Source organism: Streptomyces sp. NPDC002490 (assembly GCF_040296045.1).
In the GTDB taxonomy this organism is placed as follows: domain Bacteria; phylum Actinomycetota; class Actinomycetes; order Streptomycetales; family Streptomycetaceae; genus Streptomyces.
In genome coordinates this window covers 61,534-80,956 of the sequence record NZ_JBEOWM010000008.1, presented here as the reverse complement: position 1 = coordinate 80,956, position 19,423 = coordinate 61,534, and the positions used below count along the sequence as shown (strand labels likewise).

Here is a 19,423-nt window from a genome sequence, read left to right as displayed (position 1 = left end):
CGCACAAGGGCAGCGCAAGCGCCTGTAGAGTGAAATTCTGTTCACCGACCAGCAGGAGATTCTGTATAACGAATCCGACATGAGGACGGCCGGGCATGGATTTCGATGGAGCACTCGTCTCCGCCCTGCGTGATAATGGGCGGTTGTCCGTGAGCGAGCTCGCTCGCCGGTTGGGGGTGCCGCGGCACCGCGTGCAGGAGCGGATGCGCGATCTCCTGGGTAGCGGAGCGATGCGCATCACGGCCAACGTGCATCCGGCCCTGCTGGGCATCCAGACCTTCTGCGACGTGCACGTCTGGGTCGACGGGGCGACCGCCCCGGTACTCGACGCGCTGCGAGGGTTCCGCGAGGCGACGCTCATCTCCGCGGTGGCCGGCTACTGCGACGTGGTGGTCGAGGTCGGAGCCGAAAACCACCACCACCTCACGGAGTTGCTGGCGCGGATCCGGGCGATCGCCGGAGTCCGCGAGACCGCCAACTCCCAACTCCTCCAGGTCTTCAAGAGCCGGTTCGAGGCGGGGTCCGACCTCACCGGGACCGCCTTCCAGATGCCCGACGAGATAGACACCCGGATCATCGCCCTCCTCCGTGAGGACGGACGCATGCCCTATCGGGCGCTCGGACACGAGGTCGGGCTGTCGATCGGGGCGGTACGGGCACGGCTGGCGAGGCTCACGCAGAGCGGCATGCTGCGTATCGCGTGCGAACTGAACCTGTCCGATGCGGGACACCACATGCAGGCGGGTGCCGGCATCCGCCTGCGCGGGGAGAACGAGCACCTGATCGACAGGCTGCGCGCGATGCCCTCCGTCGGGTTCGGCGCCCTCGCCGTCGGTCAGTTCGACCTTGTCGTGACCATGTCGGGATCCAGCCTCCGTGCGCTGCACACGGTCGTCGACGAGATTCGGACCCTCGAAGGCGTCGGCCACGTCACGGCGTGGGTGCACCTCAACGTGATGCGGGAGAGCTACGAGTGAGTTCCCGGGGCCCGTGGACCCTCCCTGCCCCGTAGGACCGCAACACCGCCGCCCCCCGTCCCGGCCCGCCTGCCGGCGGGTCGCCCCGGTCCCCCGCAGGGTGCGATCACCCCGGGGGGCTCAAGCCCCCAGCCAGCGGGCGAAGAACCGCCGCCCGAGCGCGTCCAGCGCCGCCCGCTCGGCCTGCTCGCCCCGGTGGGTGAAGTGCCCGGCGCTCAGCACCCGGGGGGTGCGCGGCCCGGCCAGTGCGTTGCGCACCGCGAACTGCCCGGGCGGCGGTACCGCCGGGTCGAACAGCGCGGGGGCGACCAGGGTCGGGGTGCGCAGTCGGGTGGCCGCGGTCGCCGCGTCGTAGTGGGCCAGCACCTCGGTCACCTCCGGGTGCCGGGCGTGGTGCGCGCGCACCGCCTCGCCGCTACCGGTGCAGGGCAGGGTGAGCCGCAGCGGGTGGTGGCCGAAGGTGGGGACGGTGAGCCGGGCGGCCCCGAAGCGCTCGTCCCAGGGCAGGGCCAGCGCCCCGAGGCCGCCGCCGAGGCTCTCGCCCGCGTAGCCGAGCCGGGCCGCCCCGGGGGCGGCCAGTTCGGGGACCAGTCGCAGCAGAGCGGAGGCGGCGCACCACAGGTCGTCGACGCAGCCCCCGATCACGTAGCCGTCCCGGTCGTCGATGCCGTGCAGTACGTGGGCGTCGGCGGTGTCGGGCACTCCGGGGCGGCGACCCCGCTCGCCCATCCCCCGGACGCAGGGCAGCAGGGCCGCGGCGTCGGGCAGGGGCAGCGGCAGGTCGGGGGCCGCGGAGCCCCGGCCCCCGTAGCCGTGCCCGATCACGAAGCCGTAGCGGGCCGGGCGGCCGCCGACGGGCAGCGCCAGCCAGCCGCCGGTGCGCACGCCCCCGGTGGAGGCGTACGTCACCGGGTGGAGCCGGACGCCGTCCCGCTCCCCCTCGGCGGGGCCCACCACCGGGTCGGGGTCGACGGCGCGGGCCGCCGCGTACCGGGCGCGCCAGAAGGCGTCGAAGCCCTCGGGTTCCGGGGGCGGTGCGACGGCGAGCAGCCGGGGCGGGTCGTAGCCGTGGGCGGGGGCGAAGGGGAACGGGTGCGCCAGGTCCGGCGCACGGTCCGGCAGGGCCGGGACGGCGGGGGCGGGGTGCGTCGGGGGCATGCCGGGGAGCGTAGGCGCTGTGGCCCGGGCCGGCGGAGCGGCGTACGCCACATTCCCTTTCCTCGCGCAAACAACCGTTCTAACCTACAAGGTGCGCTTATCGACCGTTTTGCCCCCAACCCCACACCCCCCACCATGCGACATTCCCGCCCGAGCCGTCGCGTCCGCGACCGCTCCGCCCACCCTCCGCAACGCACCGACGCCGTTACCGGAGTGTGATCTCCAACCCTCTTGCACATTGCGGAACGACTGTCGCAGAGTGATGTATGCGCTTACAGACAGCGCATACATCCGGGCGGGCGTTCCGGGTACCCGAAGACGATCAGGGGTCTTGCGGGGTGAACGGCAGTACACGGCCGGAACGCCAGCAGGGCCCGGAAGAGCTCAAGGAGGAGCCGTCCATGCACCGCGCCGCCAGAACCGCCACGGTCGCCGTCGCCCTCGCGACGGCGTTCGGAATCACCGCTTGCGGGAGTTCGGGGGGCGGCGGCGTCGCCGCCGACGAGAAGCAGACCCTCACCGTGTGGGCCATGGGTGCCGAGGGCGAGAAGCTCGGTGACGTCGCCGAGGAGTACACCAAGGCGAACCCGAACGTGACCGTGAAGGTCACCCCGGTCGGCTGGGACGTCGCCCACCAGAAGCTGGTCTCGGCCGCCGCCGCCGGCAACCTCCCGGACATCGCGCAGATGGGCGGGACCTACATGGGCGAGTTCGCCGAGCTGGGCGCGCTGGAGCCGGTCGACACCGAGGTCTTCGACGAGAAGGACTTCTTCCCGGCGGCCTGGGAGCAGGGCATCGTGGACGGCACCGCGTACGGGGTCCCCTGGTACGTCGACACCCGGGTGCTCTACTACCGCACCGACCTCGCCGAGCAGGCCGGCATCGACAAGGCGCCCGCCACCTGGGCCGAACTCCGCGAGGCCGCCGCCGCCTACCAGGACGGGGCGGGCACCAAGTGGGGCCTGTCGATCCAGCCGAGCGGCCTGGACACCGTGCAGAGCTTCTACCCGTTCCTGTACTCCGCCGGCGGCGAGATCGTCGACGGCGACGGCAAGGCGGCCATCGGCAGCCCCGCCGCGGTCAAGGCGTTCGAGGAGTACGGGAAGTACTTCGCCGAGGGCCTGGCCAAGAAGAGCGTCACGCCGGGCTACGACGTGACCAAGGACTTCAACAGCGGCGACGTGCCGATGTTCTTCTCCGGCCCGTGGATCATGTCGATCCTCCAGGACCAGTACCCGGACCTGGACGGCAAGTGGGCCGTCGCCAAGGTGCCCACCGGTGAGCAGTCCGTGTCCATGGCCGGCGGATCCAGCCTGGTGATCTCCAAGGACAGCGACCACAAGGCCGCCGCCAAGGAGTTCATCAGCCACCTCACCGACACCAAGGGCCAGGCGGACTGGTACGAGCGCACCAGCGACCTGCCCGCCGCCACCGCCGCCTGGGAATCCGGCGAGCTGGCGACGGACCCGAACCTCCAGGTCTTCCGCGAGCAGATGGAGACCGCGAAGAACACGCCGACGCTCGCCCAGTGGTCCGAGATCACCTCCAAGGTCGACCGCGCCGTCGAGTCGGTCACCCAGGGCAAGGCGTCCGCCGAGGAGGCCGCGAAGAAGGCGCAGTCCGAGGTCGAAAGCCTCCTGAGGTAGTCGCGATGAGCACCACGACCCCGCCGGGCGCGCCGGCCCGCCCGGCGCGCCGCCCCGCGAAGGAGGACGGCAGGAACGAGGGACGCGACAAGCGCCGCGGGCCGCGCCTGGGCCGGCAGAACCTCGCCGGGTGGTTGTTCTCCACCCCGTTCCTGGTGCTGTTCGCGGTCTTCATGGCCTTCCCGATCCTGGCGACGCTCCTCATGAGCTTCACCGACTTCGGGCTGCGCGACGTCACCAACCCGCTGGAAGCCGACTTCGTCGGGTTCGAGAACTACGTCAAGCTGTTCAACGACGAGAAGTTCCTCACCTCCCTCTTCAACACGGCCTACTTCGTCGTCGTCGGCGTGCCCCTGACCATCGGCCTCGGGCTGCTGGTCGCGGTGCTCCTCAACAACGGCATCGACCGCGCCCGCACCTTCTTCCGGGTCGGCTTCTACGCCCCCGTGGTGACCTCCATCGTGGCCGTCGCCGTGGTGTGGCGGTTCGTCCTCGACCCGTCCGACGGACTGATCGCCGGGCTCGCCGCCGAAGTGGGGCTCACCGCCCCGGACTTCCTCGGGGACGAGAACCTCGCGATGCCCTCGCTGATCCTCATGGCGGTGTGGCGGAACATGGGCACGGTCATGGTGCTGTTCATCGCCGGGCTCCAGGCCATCCCCACCGAGGTGCGGGAGGCCGCCCGGCTGGACGGCGCGGGCACCTGGCGCGAGTTCCGGCACGTCACCGTGCCCCTGCTGCGCCCGACCATGCTGTACGCCACGGTGATCACCACCATCGGCTACCTCAACGTCTTCGAGGAGCCGTTCGTGATGACCCAGGGCGGCCCCTCGGACAGCACCCTCACCGTCTCGCTGAACATGTACCGCGAGGGCTTCAACTTCTTCCACATGGGCTATGCGAGCGCGATGGCGTACGTCCTCTTCGTGGTGATCATGGGCATCACCGTGCTCCAGCTCAGACTGCTGAAGGACAACACGAAATGAGCACCGTGAAGCCCGCCCCCGCCCCGACCGAGGTCCCCGGCCCCGGCCGGTCCGCCGGCTCCCGACTGCGCAAGCCGCTGCTGTACGTGCTGGTCTCCCTCGGCCTGCTGGTCATGGCGGCGCCCTTCCTGTGGATGGCGCTGTCCGCCTTCAAGACCGACCGGGAGCTCACGGCCTCGCCTCCGGTGTGGATCCCGACCGAGTGGACCCTCGGGCACTTCGAACGGTTGCTGGACCGGCTGGACCTGCCGCGCTACTTCCTCAACTCGGTGATCGTGGCCACCCTGGTCACCGTCTCCAACCTGGTCTTCTGCTCGATGCTGGGCTACGCGCTCGCCAAGCTCCGGTTCGCCGGCCGCAACAAGGTCTTCGGGCTGGTCCTGGGCGCGCTGATGGTGCCCGGCAACCTGATGCTGCTGCCGCTGTTCGTGCTGATGAGCAAGTTGCAGCTGATCGACTCCTACGCCGGGCTGGTGCTGCCGTTCGCGGCGGGCGCCTTCGGGGTGTTCCTCATGCGGCAGTTCATGCAGTCGATCCCGGACGAGCTGTTGGAAGCGGCCCGGATGGACGGCGCCGGCGAGTGGTTCATCTTCTGGCGGATCGTGATGCCGCTGGTCAAGCCGGCCCTCGCAACGCTGACGATCTTCACCTTCCTCGGTTCCTGGAACAACTTCGTCTGGCCGCTGATCGCGACCAACGACCCCGACAAGTACACGCTCCCGGTGGCCCTGGCCACCTTCGCCACCGACCCCAACCAGTCGGCGGGCTCCAACGGGATGCTGATGGCCGGTTCCTTCCTGATCGTGCTGCCGGTGCTGCTGGTCTTCGCGGTGCTGCAACGCCACTTCACCCAGGGCATCGCCACCGCCGGCATGAAGTAGCGCCCCCTCCTCCGCTCCCCCCTCACCCACCAGAGAGACACGACGATGACGCACGCCCCGACCCCGTTCCCCGAAGGCTTCCTCTGGGGGGCCTCCACCGCCGCCCACCAGATCGAGGGCAACAACACCAACAGCGACTGGTGGCGCAAGGAGCACAGCGGCACCTCCCACGTCCAGGAGCCCAGCCTCGACGCGGCCGACAGCTACCACCGCTGGCCCGAGGACATGGACCTGCTCGCGGAACTCGGCTTCACCGACTACCGCTTCAGCATCGAGTGGGCCCGCATCGAGCCGGCCCGCGGCCACTTCTCCCGCGCCGAACTCGCCCACTACCGCCGCATGGTGGACGGCGCCCTGGCCCGCGGACTGCGCCCGATGGTGACCCTGCACCACTTCACCGTGCCGCAGTGGTTCGAGGACCTCGGCGGCTGGACCGCCGAAGGGGCCGTGGAGCTCTTCACCCGCTACGTCGAGGCCACCGCGCCCGTCATCGCCGAGGGGGTGGAGTACGTCTGCACCATCAACGAGCCGAACATGATCGCCGTGATGGCCGGGGCCGCCAAGGCCGGGAACGTCGGCTTCCCGCCCGCCGGCCTGCCGACGCCCGACGAGGAGACCACCCGCGCGATCGTCGAGGTCCACCACGCCGCGGTGCGGGCCGTGCGGGGCATCAACCCGGACATCAAGGTGGGGTGGACCGTCGCCAACCAGGTCTACCAGGCGCTGCCCGGGGCCGAGGAGGTCACCGCCGCCTACCGCCACCCCCGCGAGGACGTCTTCATCGAGGCCGCCCGCGGGGACGACTGGATCGGCGTCCAGTCCTACACCCGGACCAAGATCGGCCCCGAAGGTCCGATCCCGGCACCGGCGGACGCCGAGCGCACCCTCACCCAGTGGGAGTACTACCCGGCCGCGGTCGGCCACGCGCTGCGGCACACCGCCGACGTGGTCGGCGACGTCCCGCTGATCGTCACCGAGAACGGCATCGCCACCGATGACGACGAGCGGCGCCTGGCCTACCTCCGGGGCGCCCTGGCGGAGGTCGCCGCGGCCCTGCACGACGGCCTCGACATCCGCGGCTACCTGCACTGGAGCGCCCTGGACAACTACGAGTGGGGCTCCTTCGCGCCCACCTTCGGGCTGATCTCCTACGACCCCGTCACCTTCGAGCGGACCGCCAAGCCGTCCGCCGTCTGGCTCGGCGCCCTGGGCCGCACCCGGGAACTGCCCGGCGGGGAGTGAGCCCGCGCGGGTCGTCCCGGGACGACCCGCGCCCCCGAACGACGCCGCCGGCCCCGTCACAGCCCCGCCCCGGGCCGGCGGCGTCCCCCACCGCACCGATCACCGCATCGCGGCCGACGCCGACCCCGCGCTGCGCCGCCGCATCGCCCGCGTCCTCGCGCCGCCGACTGGTCGTTCTTCCACACCCCCTACGACCCGACCGATCCCGCGGCCCGCGCCCGGGACGGCTGCGCGAGGGCTACGGCTTCCGGGATTCGGTGGACGTGCGCACCCCGCGGCCCGCTCAGGGCGACCAGCCCGCCCGGTAGGCGGCCCAGTCCCCGTCCCGGGCGGCGAAGTCGACGTAGAGGGCGACCCCGAAGCGCTCCCGGTCCCGGTCCGTGCGGGACAGCCCGAGCCGGGTGCCCCGGACCGCCGCGGCCACCGTCTCGGCGGACCCCCGGTGCCCGGGGTCGTCGGCCCAGAAGAACGGCAACCCCATCAACAGGTCCGTCGACGCGGGCGTGACCTCCAGGGCCAGCGCGGTCTGCTGGGCCACGTAGCCGCCGTACAGGCTCTCCAGGGGCATCGCCGTGTCGTACGACATCACCGCGATCTGGTCGACCCGCCGGGCCACCTCGCCGAAGTAGCTCTGGGACCACCACTTGGGGTGGTCGAAGAGGGCCGCGCCCACCGAGTGCAGCGAGGGCAGCGGGTCGATCTGGTGGGCCGCGACGGACAGCGGCGCGCCCCGGGAGCGGGTCACCTCCCGCAGCCGTTCCAGCAGCCGCAGATAGGTGCGGTCCCCCGAGTGCAGGGGCTCCAGGTCGTAGTGGACGCCGTCGAAGCCGGCGTCCAGGACCTGCCGGGTGGAGCGGACGATCCGGTCGCGGGTCCGCGGCAGCTCCAGCCGCATGCCCTCCGGGGACTCGGTGGCCAGCACGTCGCCCAGCCAGGCCTGCACCCGGACCCCGGGCAGGGCGCGGTGCACCGCGTCGAGGAACCAGCGCGCCCGCGGGTACCGGTCGGCGGGCAGGCTGCCGTCGTGCTCCAGCGGCCCGGTGTGCACGTAGAGGTCGCGGATGCCGGTGCCGGCCAACCGGCGGGCGAGGGCGGCCACGTCGGCGTCGCGCTTGCGGCCGTCGACCCAGGCGTGTCCCAGCCAGAAGGCGTCCCGGCCGCGGGTCTGGGTACCGGGCCCCGGGTCACCTGCGTAGGCGATCCGCAAGGCGGCGCCCGCGGTCAGCACGGGCGCCAGGACGAGCAGGGCCAGCGCCAGGGCCAGGCGCTTCGGCCACGTCGACCGGGGCCGCCGCCGGACCCGCCCGGGCCGGCGGCCCCGCGGGTCCCGCTCCCCTGCCGGCCCGCCACCGACGCCCGCCCCTACGGTCCCGGTCATGGCCTCCCCCGTTCCCCGTGTCCGAAGGCCGCCCGGTCCCCCGGGCCGGCCCCGCGCTCGGTTCCGAGGATCCCTTCCGTTCCGCCCGGACCCGAGCGGATTCGGCCGGGCGCCCGGCGCCGCCCCGCCGGACCCGGAGTCGCGGTGCCCGTCTCCTCCCCCTACGCTCCGGAATGTGATGTCGCCCAGGAGTCGGGGCCCGCGGGGTCCGGGTGCGCGGCCGGCCCGGAGGGCGGCGCACCCGGCCGTCCCGGCGTGGGCACTGGCCCTGGTGGCGGCGGGCGGCATCGGGCTGGTCCTGGTCACCGGGGTGACGGCCCGCGCGGACGACCCGGTCCCGCTCTCCCGCACCGGGCGGATCACCGACACCGTGGGTGCCCTCGACGCCCGACGCCCCCAGGTCGTCGCGGCGTTGGACCGGCTCGACCGCGAGCAGGGCCTGGGCCTGTACGTGGTCTACGTGCGCGACTTCTCCGGCCGGTCCCCCACGGACTGGGCCGGGGCCACCGCGGAGCGCGGCGGACTCGGGCCGAAGGAGCTCCTCCTCGCCGTGGCCACCCACGACCGCCGGTACGCGTACGCGGTGGACCGGGGCGTCCCGCTCGACGGCGCCCAGCTCGCCGCGGTGGCCCGTACCGCGGTCGAGCCGGCGCTGCGGGCCGGCGACTGGGCGGGGACGGCGATCGGCGCCGCCGACGGCATGGCCGCGGTGCTGGCCGGCCGGCCGGTGCCCACCCGGTCGCCCGTCCCGGGCGAGCCCGACCCCGGTGCGCTCGTCGGCCCCGGCACCGGTGCCGGGGACTTCGTCCTGCCGGTGGTCGCGGTGGGAGCCGCCGGCGCGGTCGCGGTGTACGCGGTCGCCCGCAAGCGCCGCCGGGCCACCGCGGCACGAGCCGCCGCGCCCGCGGGTCGTCCTCCGGGCGCGCCGGGGCCCGCCCCGCTGCCCGAGTGGGACGCCCGGGCCCGGCGGCTGCTGGTGACCACGGACGACGCGGTGCGCACCAGCGCCGAGGAGTTGGGGTACGCGACCGCCCAGTGCGGCGAGGCGGCCACCCGGCCGTTCCGGGAGGCGTGGGAGTACGCCCGGACCGAGCTGACCGCCGCGTTCCGGCTGCGCCAGCGGCTCGACGACGCCTCCCCGGCGGACGAGGACGCCGAGCGGCGGATGTTGGACGAGATCGTGGCGCGCTGCACCGCGGCGAACCGGCGCCTGGACGCGGAGTCCGCGGCCTTCGACCGGCTGCGTTCCCTGGAGCGGTCCGCGCCGCGGGCGCTGGAGCACGCCGACGCCGTGTACCGGCGGGTGGACGAGCGGACGACGGCCGCGCACCGCACCCGGGAACGGCTCGCCGCCGCGTACTCTCCGGCCGCCTCGCTGCCGGTGGCCGGCCACGTCGAGCAGGCCCGGGACCGGCTGGCGTTCGCGGCCGGGTGCCTGACCGCGGCCCGGGAGGCGGAAGCCGCCGGGGACGGCGAGCGGGCCGCGGTCCGGTTGCGGCTCGCGGAGGGGGCGCTGGAGCAGGCCGGCGCCTTCGCGGCCTCGGTGGAGCGGCTCGCCGGGGAGCTCGCCGCGGCCGACCGGGCCCTGCCGGAGGCCCTCGCCGGCGCCGGGGCGGACCTCGCCGAGGCCCGCGGAATCCTCGACGGCACCACCCCGGACGGGCCCTCGGCCGCGTTGCGGGGTCCGGTCGCCCGGGCGGCGGCGGTGCTGGGCGAGGTGCGGGCGCAGCGGGCGGCGGGGCCGTACGACCCGATCGGTGCCCTGCGCCGGCTGACGGCGGCGGACGGGGCGTTGGACGAGGTGTTGGCGGTGGTCCGGGAGCGGCCGGCTGCGGAGGTCCGGGCCCGTTCGTTGCTCGGGCAGGCGCTGCTCGCGGGCCGGAGCGCGGTCGACGCGGCGGCGGACTACGTCACCACGCACCGGGGGGCGGTCGGCAGTGCGGCGCGCACCCGGCTGGCCGAGGCCGAGCGCCACCTCGACCGCGCGGAGCGGCGGGACGGCGGCACGGCGGCGGCGCTCGCCGACGCCCTGCGGGCGGACGCCCTGGCGCGGGAGGCCCGGCGGTCGGCGGCGCTCGACGTGCGCTCCCACGGCAACCCGTACGGTGCCCGCCCGGGCGGCGATCGGGCGGGCACGGGGGGCGCGGTGCTCGGCGGGATCGTCCTGGTCGGAGCCTTTGGCAGCCGGGCGGCGGGACGTCAGGGCCCGGGCGGCTTCGGCGGCGGTGCCACCCGGCGGCGCCGCGGCGGCGGACGGTTCTGAACGCCCGGTCCGGGAGCGGCCCGGTCAGAACATGCTCATGAGCGCTTCCGCCACGTCGATCTGGGTGCCCTCGCCGTCGGGCAGCGCGAGTTCGAACCACACGGTCTTGCCCCGGTGGGTGCGTCGGGCGCCCCACCCGGCGGAGAGCAGGCCGACCAGTTGCAGCCCCCGGCCGCCCTCGTCGGTGGCCCGGGCCCGGCGGCGGCGGGGCTGGACCAGCCCCGCGTCCCACACCTCGCAGACCAGGGTGCGGTCGAGCAGCAGCCGGAGTCTGATCTCGCCCTCGCCGTAGCGCAGGGCGTTGGTGACGAGTTCGCTGACGAGGAGTTCGGTGGTGTCGACCAGCGGGTCGAGGTCCCAGGAGCCGAGTTGGGCGCGGGCGTACTCGCGGGCCCGGCCGACGCTCTGGGGTTCGCGGGGCAGCGACCAGTCGCCCACGGAGGCGGCGGGCAGTCCCTGCACCCGGGCCATGACGAGGGCGATGTCGTCCTCGCCGTGCCGGGTGTCGAGGGTGCCGAGGACGTGGTCGCACACGTCCTCCAGGGGGCGGCCCGGTTCGGTGAGGGTGCCGAGGAGGTGGTGCAGGCCCTCGTCGAGCGACTGGTCCCGGGATTCCACCAGCCCGTCGGTGTAGAGGGCGAGGAGGGCGCCGTCGGCGAGTTGGACCTCGACCTCCTCGAAGGGTTCCCCACCGACGCCCAGCGGCATGCCGGGCGGTACGTCCAACATCAGCGCGGACTCGCCGGGTTCCACGATGACGGGCGGCAGGTGGCCGGCGTTGGCGAAGGTGCAGCGGCGGGTGACCGAGTCGTACACGGCGTAGACGCAGGTGGCGAGGTAGACCTCGGAGAGGTCGGCGTCGCGGGGGGTGCGGGTGGCCTGGCGGACCCCGCCGGGGGTGCCGAGGCCGCGGGCCACCTCGTCGAGGGCGGCGAGCACCTCGGCGGGTTCGAGGTCGAGCAGGGCCAGGGTGCGCACGGCGGTGCGCAGTTCGCCCATGGCGACGGCGGCGCGCAGTCCCCGGCCCATCACGTCCCCGACGACCAGGGCGGTGCGGTGGCCGGGCAGTTCGATGACGTCGAACCAGTCGCCGCCGACCTCGTTGGAGGCGTTGCCGGGCAGGTAGCGGCAGGCGATGTCGAGTCCGGCGGCCACCGGCTTGTCGGGCGGCAGCAGGGAGCGCTGGAGGAGCAGGGCTCGCCGGTGCTCGCGGTGGTACAGCCGGGCGTTGTCCATGGACACGGCGGTGCGGGCAGCGAGTTCGACGGCGACGGCCCGGTCCCGTTCGGTGAACGGCTCGCTGCCCTTGGCGCGGGTGAACTGCACCAGCCCGACGACGGTGTCGTGGGCGAGCATCGGCACGGCGAGGGTGGAGCGGATGAGTCCGCCGGGCTCCCCGTCGATCAGACGGGGGCGGCTGGCGCGCAGCGCGTCGGCGAACGGGGAGGCGAAGTCGAAGTGGTGGGTGGTGCCCACCTTGACCGGGGCGCGTCCGTCGGTGAAGGGGGCGTCGGCGACGGCGCTCGCGTAGGCCACCCGGCGCAGCACTCCGCTGCCGCTGCCGGTGTCGGTGGCGCTGAGCCGTCCGGAGGTGGTGCCGTCGCCGTCGAGGAGCCCCTGGTACAGGTCGACGGCGGCCAGGTCGCAGAAGCCGGGGACGGTGACGGTGAGGAGTTCGCGGGCGGTGGCCTCGATGTCGAGGGAGTTGCCGATGCGGGCTCCGGCCTCGTTGAGGAGGGCGAGGTTGCGGCGGGACTGGGCGGCCTCGCGGGCCGCGGCGTGACGGCGGGTGACGTCGCTGCCGAGTCCCGCGACGCCGATGGGTCGGCCGCTGCCGCTGTGGACGCGGTAGAGGTTGACGGACCAGTGGCGGCGTTCGCTGGAGCCGGGCACGAGTCCGACGATCTGCATGTCGGTGACGGGGTCCCCGGTCTCCAGGACGCGGCGCAGGGCGGCGGCCAGCCGGTCGGCCTCCCGGCGGGGCAGGTAGTCGTGGACGGTGCGACCACGGTGGTCCGGGGCCCGGCCGCCGAAGGCGGCGGCGAAGGGCTGGTTGGCGTGCTGCACCCGCAGATCGGTGCCGAACAGCACGAAGCCGAAGGGAGATTGACCGAAAATCGCCTGCGAGGCGGCGATGTCGGTCTCGATGCGGCGCAGTGCCCGGACGTCGACGACGATGCAGACGGCGGTGCGTTCGCCCTTGGCGTTCTCGGTGGGCATGACGTACAGCTCGGCGATGCCGACGCTGCGGGGGTCGCCGTGGTCACCCGTGAAGCGGGGGGCGGGGGCGGCCGGTCGCGGCGGGACGGCGGGCCGGTGCACGGCGCCGGGGGTCCGCGGCGGGGCGGTGCCGGAGCCCCGGACCCCGCTGCCGTCCCGGCCGGGTTGCCCGTACCGGGCGTACGGGGCCGGGGGGGCCGGTGCGGGCGGGGCGGGGACGGCCTCCGGCGCGGGCGGCAGGCGGAAGGGCACCGTGCCGGTCCACTCGCGGCCGTCGAGCACCTCCGCCATCGCGCGTTGCCCACGGGTCCGCAACTCGGGGGGGACGAACGCCTCGATGGGGTCCTTGCCGACGGCGACCGACGCGGGCACCCCGAAGAGCCGTTCGGCGCGGGTGCTCCACTGGTCGATCAGTCCGTCCGGGCCGACGGAGAAGGACGCCACCTTGAGGTGGTCGTACAGGGAACCGGGCGGGGTGCCCTGCGACATCGCGTCGCCGCGCGTCTCACTCACCGCACCCTCCGACGAACGACCGGACACCGTGGCCTGCGCTGGTATCTCGCTCACGCGAACCGTCCCCTCCAGCTCACCGCGCCCCGGTACCGGACACCGGTGACGGCTGCCCCGCAGTATCCAGCACAACGGCCCCGCGCAACACGGTGTTCACGATCACAGGTCGGTCCCGACAGTTTTCGGCCCGGCCAGGACCGGCCGGCGCCCTCTCTCCCTTCTAACCGGGCAGCGCCAGCTCGAACCACACCGTCTTGCCCGATCTGCCGGGACGCGTGCCCCAACGGCTGGAGGTGGAGGCGACCAGGCGCAGCCCCCTGCCGCCCTCGTCCTCGACGTCGGCGTGGTGGCCGCGGGGCGGCTCGGGGAGCGCCCCGGGCTGGGGGTCGAAGACCTCGACCAGCAGGGCGCCGGGGGGCTTCGGCGGCCGGACCAACCGCACCCGGATGGGACCGGTGGCGTGGCGCAGGGAGTTGGTCACCAGCTCGCTGACGAGGAGGACGGTGAGGTCACCGAGGGATTCCAGCCCCCAGCGCCCGAGTTGGCCGCGGACCGCGGACCGCGCGTCCCGCACGGCTCCCGGGTCGGCGGGGAAGGTCCATTCGGCCCGCTCGCCCTGGACCCGGGAGTCCCGTTCACGGTCGATCTCGATCACACCGCACCACACTCCCCTGACCACCTGCACACGGATGTCCGCATTTGCACGCTTAGTGGTCACATACCCCATATGCGGTAGGGAGTATCCCGGCCAGGGCGCACAGATGGCTTGGGAGCGCGAAAGGCGCCCGCTCGGGGCGCACAGCAATGCCCCCTGCGCTGTTCTGCGCGCCCTGCCACAACGCCGGGACCAGAGGAAACGCGCCCTCGGCGACCGCGTCCGACCGGCGCCGGGGACGAACGGAACGAGCAGGCAAAGATACCGTCAAGAGGGCGATGTGGTGCACGGCCCCCGCGCTCAGCGCCCCCGGAGCACTTCCCGCACCGCGGGCACGTCCTGATCCAGCCAGTCGACGGACCACACCTCGTCCGGCCCCAGCCAGCGCACCTCGTCGTGGTCCTGGAGCGGTCGGGGCTCACCGGCGAGGAGGCGGGCGGTCCACACCCGAAGGACGTATCCGGGGGCCAGCGGCCACTCGCCGGGCACCCGCTCCAGCTCCCCGGCCTCCACGCCGAGTTCCTCGCGCAGTTCGCGGACCAGGGCCGCGGCGGGCGGCTCCCCCGGTTCGACCTTGCCCCCGGGCAACTCCCAGCGGCCCGCCAGTTCCGCCGGAGCGCTGCGCCGCGCGGCCAGCAACCGCTCACCGTCGTACAGGGCCCCGGCGACGACCACCACGCGCTCTTCCACGCCCCGGAGCCTACGGGACCCGGGGGATCGAGCCGGTGGCGGCGGCTACGGGGCCACGCGTTCCACCCAGTAGAGCTGGCGTTGCTCCCGGGCGTGCAGGCGGTCGGCGACCTGTTGGGCCTCCGCCCGCGTGGCGTACCGGCCCACGCGATAGCGGTTGCCGTTGTCGTCCTCCCGTATGACGAGCCAGGGCATCGTGGCCGCGCTCTCGGTCATGGCGCCCCTCCCCCTTCTCCCCGTGGCCCGTTCCGTACCCCGGCCACCGAGGAAACCGCAATCCGCATATGCCCGAGCCTACGCCCGACCTTCACTGAGCGGTGATGACTTTCCCCAAAGAGGGGTGCAACCGGCCATGGGGACCGTTGCACGAGCCGGCGCACGCACCCTCCGTCCCCCCGGGTGCGCCCGCCGAACGTCCTGGACGGCCCCTGGAGCCGCCGCTCCGCACCCTGCATCCACACAGAACTCCCCACCCCCGACGCATCAACGCACAACTCCCCGCACCTCGCACCGCACCCACGTGCCGTCAGATCGGCCGGAACCGACCGGCGGACGGGACCTAACGCACCGGCAGGTGGTAGGCCACCCGGTAGCGGTCGGCGGGGACCACCAGATCGGCCGTCTCCACGGCCCGGCCGGAGGCGTAGAAGGTCCGGCGGATCTCCAGCACCACGTGCCCGGGGACCCCGCCGAGGGCGAGCAGTTCGTCCGCCTGCCCCGGACGGGCCCCGACCTCCTCTGTCACGTTGTCCACCACCACGTCGATCGCCGACATCCGACGCACCACCCCCGTGCCGCGGAGCGGGCCCGCCTCGGGCAGCATCACCGGCGTCCGCCCGGTGAGGGCCAACGGCTCCCAGGAGGTGGCGAGCATCAGCGGCTCGCAGCCGTCGCGGTAGACGTACCGGGTGCGCATCACCCGGTCACCGGGGTCGATGCCCAGCCGGCCGGCCACGTCCGCCTCGGCGGCGGACTGCTCGCTGTGGGACTCCCACGCCCCGTACGGGGAACCGTCCGCCTGCTCCTGGGTGAAGGAGGTGGCCCCATCCGCCGCCCGGTAGCCGGAGCGGGCGATGCGCCGGGGTCGGGGCCGCTCGCGCACGTACGTCCCCGAGCCGGACCGCCCCTCGACCAGGCCCTCCGCCATCAGCACCTTGCGGGCCTCCAGGGCGACGGTGTCGGACACCCCGTACTCCTCGCGGATCTTGGCCTGCGAGGGGAGCCGGGTGTGCGGCGGCAGCACACCGTCGACGATCTTCTTGCGCAGCTCACCCGCGACCCGCAGGTACGCGGGCTGGTCACCGAACACCACTGGGCCCTCCCATCGGGTTCACGCACGGCGACAGGTTCGCAACCGTGGGTGCCCGGGGGCAAGTGAAGGCCAGGGAATCACTCGAAGTGATGACATGCCGTTACTCAGCGCTTCACCCGGGTATGGCGGAGGGCTCCGGTCGGGGGGCTCAGACCGCGGCCCCGGCCCCCGGGCCCGCACCGTCGGAACCCGCCGCCCCCTCGGGATCGCCCAGCACGTCGACCAACTCCCGGGGCGGGGTCGTGCCGAGCCCCAGGGCCGCCCGGGAGGGCACCGCCAGGGCGGGGTCGCTCAGCTCCAGGGCGGTGTCGAGGTGCACGTAGAAGGTCTCCGCGTCCTCGGCCCGGGCCGCGCGGTCCCACTCCGCGCGCGCCGCGTCGACCCGTTCCGCATAGGCGGTCACGGGCCCGGCCCCCTCCTTCGACCAGCCCGCTTCGGACAGCCGCGTCACCTGGCGGCCCATGGCCCGGGCGACCTCGGCGGCCCACTTCCGGTGCCCCGGCAGGTCGTTCTCGACGTAGGTCGCCTCGGGGGGCGCCAACAACGCCTCCTCCACCGGACGGGCCACCTCCAGGAACGCGCGCTGGCGGCGGTCGAGCACCGTCCCGTCGTTGCGCAGCGACCCGGTCAACTGCTGCCCGGCGTCCTCGTGCCCGAACATGCAGGTGATCTGACGGTCGCCGAGCTCCCAACCCTCCCGGGTGGGCGTGAAGTAGTAGACCTCGACGTGCGGGGGGAGCGCCCAGGAGTCCATGGCGTACGCGGGGCGCAGCGCGGTGCACTCGGCGTCGGCCCGGTCGACGATCGCCTCCTCCCCGGGGTACGGGTCCCCGGGGGCGTCGTCCATCCGGAAGGTGCTGAACGCCTCGCCGTCGTGCGGGCCGCCGCACGGCTCCTCGTCGACGTCCTCGGCGACGCCGATCAGGTCCCCGTCCCGGACCGTGAAGCACTCGCCGGTGGCGACGGTGAACACCGGTCGGGCGGCGTCCGACGCCGCGTCCCACCCCTCCGAGAGGGCCCCGAGGACGGCGAGCCCCCAGAGGACCAGGCTCCCGCCGGACAGCACGACGCCCCAGATCGCCATCCCCTTGCCCCGTTCACCGGTCCGGTGGATGCGGAGCAGGGCGAGGACGCCGAACACCAGGCCGACGAGGGGGACGCACAGGATGCCGAGGACCAGCGCCGCGATCGCGAACCCGTTGACCGGCGGACGCACGTACGGGACGTGCGGCGGGGGCCAGGTCCCGTACCCCCCGCCGGGCCCCGGGGGGTGGGCTCCGTACGGCCCGGTGGGCGCCTGCCCCGGCGGGCCGTACGGCCCGGTGGGCCCCTGCGTCGGGTGCCCGGGCCCCGGGGGCGCGAACGGGTTGCCGCCCTGGTTCCCGGGCTCGGGAGCGCCCGGGCCGGGCGGCGGAGGTATCGACAACGGGGGCTCCTGGGGTGGGACGGACGCCGGGGGTTGCCGTGACGGTGCACGGACCACGCATCGTATGCGGGCCGTGGTGGCGCCCGGTCGGCGGCGTGCCCCGGCCCCGCCGTCGGCCGCGGGGGCCGGCGACGGGGCCGGGGTGGTGAGGGTTCAGCGGGCGGGCCCGCTCGGCCCGCCGGGCGTCAGAACTGGAGCGCCCAGGAGTCGATCTTGCCGACGTCCGCGGAGGCGTTGTCGCTGACCCGGAGCTTCCAGGTGCCGTTGGCGACCTCGGCGGAGGCGTTCACCGCGTAGGTGGTGTTGATGTTGTCGGCGGAACCGCCGTCCCCGTACGCCTTCAGGGTGTAGGCGGTGCCGTCCGGCGCCACCAACTGGACCTGGAGGTCACCGATGTAGGTGTGCTGGACGGCCACCTCGACCCCGAGGGAGGCCGGTGCGTTGCCGTTCACCCCGCTGACCGCGATCGGCGACTCGGCGGTGGCGTGGTCCGCGATCGCGTGGTCGTCGAGGTTCTGGAACCGCGGGCCGGGCGGGTTGGTGGTGCCGCCGCCCACGTACAGCAGGCGGTTGGGCGAACCGGTGCCCGGGTTGGTGACCACCCCGGAGGTGGCGGCGGAGACCAGGGCGGCGGAGACCTGGGCGGGCGTGGCCGTCGGGTTGGCCTGGAGGTACAGCGCGGCGGCGCCCGCCACGTGCGGGCTGGCCATCGAGGTGCCCGAGATGGTGCTGGTGGCCGTGTCGTTGGTGTTCCAGGTGGAGGTGATCGAGGTGCCCGGCGCGAACAGGTCCACCACCGAGCCGTAGTTGGAGAAGGAGGAGCGGGCGTCGGTGTTGGTGGTGGAGCCCACCGTGAGGGCCTCGCCGACCCGGGCCGGGGAGTAGTTCGAGGCGTTGGCGTTGGAGTTGCCGGCCGCCACCGCGAAGGTCACGCCGGAGGCGATGGCGCCGCGCACCGCCGCGTCGAGGGTGGCGTCCGGGCCGCCGCCGAGGCTCAGGTTGGCCACCGCGGGCTTGACGGCGTTGCGGGCGACCCAGTCGATGCCCGCGACGACCTGTGCGGTGGTGCCGGAGCCGGAGTTGTTGAGCACCCGGACGCCCACGACCTTGGCCTTCTTGGCGACCCCGTGCGCGGTGCCCGCGACGGTGCCGGCGACGTGGGTGCCGTGGCCGTGGCCGTCCTGGGCGACGTTGTCGTTGTCGACGGCGTCGTAGCCGTCGGCGGCCCGGCCGCCGAAGTCGCTGTGCGAGACGCGCACGCCGGTGTCGACGACGTACACGGTGACGCCCTGTCCGGCCGCGTCCGGATAGGTGTACCTGCCGTCCAGCGGCAGGTTGCGCTGGTCGATCCGGTCCAGGCCCCAGGAGGGCGGGTTGACCTGGGTGGCGGTGGTGGTGAAGGTGCGGTTCTGCGAGACGCTGGCCACTGCCGGGTCGGCGGCGAACCGCTTGGCCTGGGCCTCGGAGAGGTTGACCGCGTAGCCGTTGAGCGCCTTGGAGTAGGTGCGTTCGATCTCCGCCCCGTACTCGCGGGCGAGCGCCTTGCCGGCCGCCGAACCGGCGCGGGCCTCACCGGGGCGCAGGGTCACCAGGTAGCTGTTGTCGATCGTGCCGGGGGCGCCGGCGTTCAGGATGCGCCCTTGCGCCGGTTCGGGCGCCGCGGTGGCCGCGGGTGCGGTGAGGCCGCCGAGGGCGAGGGCCGCCGCGGCGACGGCTCCCAGGGTGCCGAGCCTTCTGCGCCGCGCGGGGTCGGGGGTGCGGTGCCCGGCATCGTGGTGCAGTGCCATCCGAGGGTTCCTCCTCATCGATGGAGCCGAGTGGGGTGGTGCGCGTGCGGTCGACGGCCCCGCCACCGGGCACCGGGGTGCGCGGGGCGAGGACGGCGACCGCCCGGGGGAACGGGCAGACGCGACAGGGTCATGTCAAACGGCTGCCCGAGGAATGATTGTTCGCCCGCCCGGTGTCCCACAAGGGCCCTGCGCGCATTTCACGCGGCGGCCACACTCCCGACATGACGAACCGTCAGCCGTCACGCCCGCGTCACCTGCGGCACACACGCCGGCGCCGCCGTCCGAGCGG

15 protein-coding genes are annotated in these 19,423 nt (G+C 74.0%); 6 read left to right on the top strand and 9 right to left on the bottom strand.

Annotated elements, in window-relative coordinates; translation table 11 throughout:
- The first annotated feature begins 95 nt into the window (after positions 1-95).
- Positions 96-977: an Lrp/AsnC family transcriptional regulator gene (locus ABT092_RS07410; protein ID WP_351240807.1), complete on the top strand. Its 882-nt coding sequence runs from the start codon at positions 96-98 to the stop codon at positions 975-977.
- A gap of 120 nt (positions 978-1,097) precedes the next feature.
- Here ABT092_RS07410 and ABT092_RS07405 read toward each other — a convergent pair whose 3' ends face one another.
- A complete protein-coding gene (locus tag ABT092_RS07405) occupies positions 1,098-2,135 on the bottom strand; it encodes an acetylxylan esterase (protein WP_351240805.1) in 1,038 nt (345 codons plus the stop codon).
- A 401-nt stretch (positions 2,136-2,536) separates the two neighbouring features.
- Between ABT092_RS07405 and ABT092_RS07400 the strand changes: the two genes are divergently transcribed.
- Genes ABT092_RS07400 through ABT092_RS07385 form a run of 4 tightly spaced genes read left to right on the top strand, consistent with a single transcriptional unit; the run spans position 2,537 to position 6,890 of the window.
- Complete coding sequence (locus tag ABT092_RS07400) at positions 2,537-3,781, top strand: sugar ABC transporter substrate-binding protein (RefSeq protein WP_351240967.1); 1,245 nt, start codon at positions 2,537-2,539, stop codon at positions 3,779-3,781.
- 5 nt (positions 3,782-3,786) lie between these two features.
- Positions 3,787-4,767: a carbohydrate ABC transporter permease gene (locus ABT092_RS07395; RefSeq protein WP_351240803.1), complete on the top strand. Its 981-nt coding sequence runs from the start codon at positions 3,787-3,789 to the stop codon at positions 4,765-4,767.
- Positions 4,764-5,648, top strand: a complete 885-nt coding sequence (locus tag ABT092_RS07390; RefSeq protein ID WP_351240801.1) for a carbohydrate ABC transporter permease — start codon at positions 4,764-4,766, stop codon at positions 5,646-5,648. Before ABT092_RS07395 ends, ABT092_RS07390 begins: the two co-directional genes overlap by 4 nt.
- Before the next feature lie 45 nt (positions 5,649-5,693).
- Positions 5,694-6,890 (top strand): glycoside hydrolase family 1 protein, encoded by a 1,197-nt coding sequence (locus ABT092_RS07385; protein WP_351240799.1) that lies wholly within the window; start codon positions 5,694-5,696, stop codon positions 6,888-6,890.
- A 283-nt stretch (positions 6,891-7,173) separates the two neighbouring features.
- Here ABT092_RS07385 and ABT092_RS07380 read toward each other — a convergent pair whose 3' ends face one another.
- A complete protein-coding gene (locus ABT092_RS07380; protein ID WP_351240797.1) occupies positions 7,174-8,268 on the bottom strand; it encodes a glycoside hydrolase family 18 protein in 1,095 nt (364 codons plus the stop codon).
- A gap of 178 nt (positions 8,269-8,446) precedes the next feature.
- On the opposite strand from ABT092_RS07380, the gene ABT092_RS07375 reads away from it, so the two are divergent.
- Positions 8,447-10,531 (top strand): TPM domain-containing protein, encoded by a 2,085-nt coding sequence (locus ABT092_RS07375; protein ID WP_351240795.1) that lies wholly within the window; start codon positions 8,447-8,449, stop codon positions 10,529-10,531.
- 24 nt (positions 10,532-10,555) lie between these two features.
- Here ABT092_RS07375 and ABT092_RS07370 read toward each other — a convergent pair whose 3' ends face one another.
- The 7 genes from ABT092_RS07370 to ABT092_RS07340 form a co-directional block, all read right to left on the bottom strand.
- Positions 10,556-13,240 (bottom strand): SpoIIE family protein phosphatase, encoded by a 2,685-nt coding sequence (locus ABT092_RS07370; RefSeq protein WP_502968402.1) that lies wholly within the window; start codon positions 13,238-13,240, stop codon positions 10,556-10,558.
- Positions 13,241-13,481: 241 nt separating this feature from the next.
- Positions 13,482-13,916 (bottom strand): ATP-binding protein, encoded by a 435-nt coding sequence (locus ABT092_RS07365; RefSeq protein ID WP_351240791.1) that lies wholly within the window; start codon positions 13,914-13,916, stop codon positions 13,482-13,484.
- A gap of 300 nt (positions 13,917-14,216) precedes the next feature.
- Positions 14,217-14,606, bottom strand: coding sequence for a (deoxy)nucleoside triphosphate pyrophosphohydrolase (locus ABT092_RS07360; RefSeq protein WP_351240789.1), 390 nt, complete (start codon positions 14,604-14,606; stop codon positions 14,217-14,219).
- Positions 14,607-14,651: 45 nt separating this feature from the next.
- Positions 14,652-14,822: an SPOR domain-containing protein gene (locus ABT092_RS07355; protein ID WP_351240787.1), complete on the bottom strand. Its 171-nt coding sequence runs from the start codon at positions 14,820-14,822 to the stop codon at positions 14,652-14,654.
- A gap of 343 nt (positions 14,823-15,165) precedes the next feature.
- A complete protein-coding gene (locus ABT092_RS07350; protein WP_351240785.1) occupies positions 15,166-15,918 on the bottom strand; it encodes a GntR family transcriptional regulator in 753 nt (250 codons plus the stop codon).
- Positions 15,919-16,066: 148 nt separating this feature from the next.
- Complete coding sequence (locus ABT092_RS07345; RefSeq protein WP_351240783.1) at positions 16,067-17,344, bottom strand: DUF4190 domain-containing protein; 1,278 nt, start codon at positions 17,342-17,344, stop codon at positions 16,067-16,069.
- Positions 17,345-17,529: 185 nt separating this feature from the next.
- Positions 17,530-19,131, bottom strand: coding sequence for a S8 family peptidase (locus ABT092_RS07340; RefSeq protein WP_351240781.1), 1,602 nt, complete (start codon positions 19,129-19,131; stop codon positions 17,530-17,532).
- Positions 19,132-19,423 lie beyond the last annotated feature (292 nt).

Bases quoted from the DNA above. Each gene is read 5' to 3' on its own strand.
- ABT092_RS07375 (WP_351240795.1), top strand. From the start codon at position 8,447: ATGTCGCCCAGGAGTCGGGGCCCGCGGGGTCCGGGTGCGCGGCCGGCC.
- ABT092_RS07405 (WP_351240805.1), bottom strand. From the start codon at position 2,135: ATGCCCCCGACGCACCCCGCCCCCGCCGTCCCGGCCCTGCCGGACCGT.
- ABT092_RS07340 (WP_351240781.1), bottom strand. From the start codon at position 19,131: ATGGCACTGCACCACGATGCCGGGCACCGCACCCCCGACCCCGCGCGG.
- ABT092_RS07410 (WP_351240807.1), top strand. From the start codon at position 96: ATGGATTTCGATGGAGCACTCGTCTCCGCCCTGCGTGATAATGGGCGG.
- ABT092_RS07355 (WP_351240787.1), bottom strand. From the start codon at position 14,822: ATGACCGAGAGCGCGGCCACGATGCCCTGGCTCGTCATACGGGAGGAC.
- ABT092_RS07395 (WP_351240803.1), top strand. From the start codon at position 3,787: ATGAGCACCACGACCCCGCCGGGCGCGCCGGCCCGCCCGGCGCGCCGC.
- ABT092_RS07385 (WP_351240799.1), top strand. From the start codon at position 5,694: ATGACGCACGCCCCGACCCCGTTCCCCGAAGGCTTCCTCTGGGGGGCC.
- ABT092_RS07400 (WP_351240967.1), top strand. From the start codon at position 2,537: ATGCACCGCGCCGCCAGAACCGCCACGGTCGCCGTCGCCCTCGCGACG.
- ABT092_RS07380 (WP_351240797.1), bottom strand. From the start codon at position 8,268: ATGACCGGGACCGTAGGGGCGGGCGTCGGTGGCGGGCCGGCAGGGGAG.
- ABT092_RS07370 (WP_502968402.1), bottom strand. From the start codon at position 13,240: ATGTCGCAGGGCACCCCGCCCGGTTCCCTGTACGACCACCTCAAGGTG.
- ABT092_RS07390 (WP_351240801.1), top strand. From the start codon at position 4,764: ATGAGCACCGTGAAGCCCGCCCCCGCCCCGACCGAGGTCCCCGGCCCC.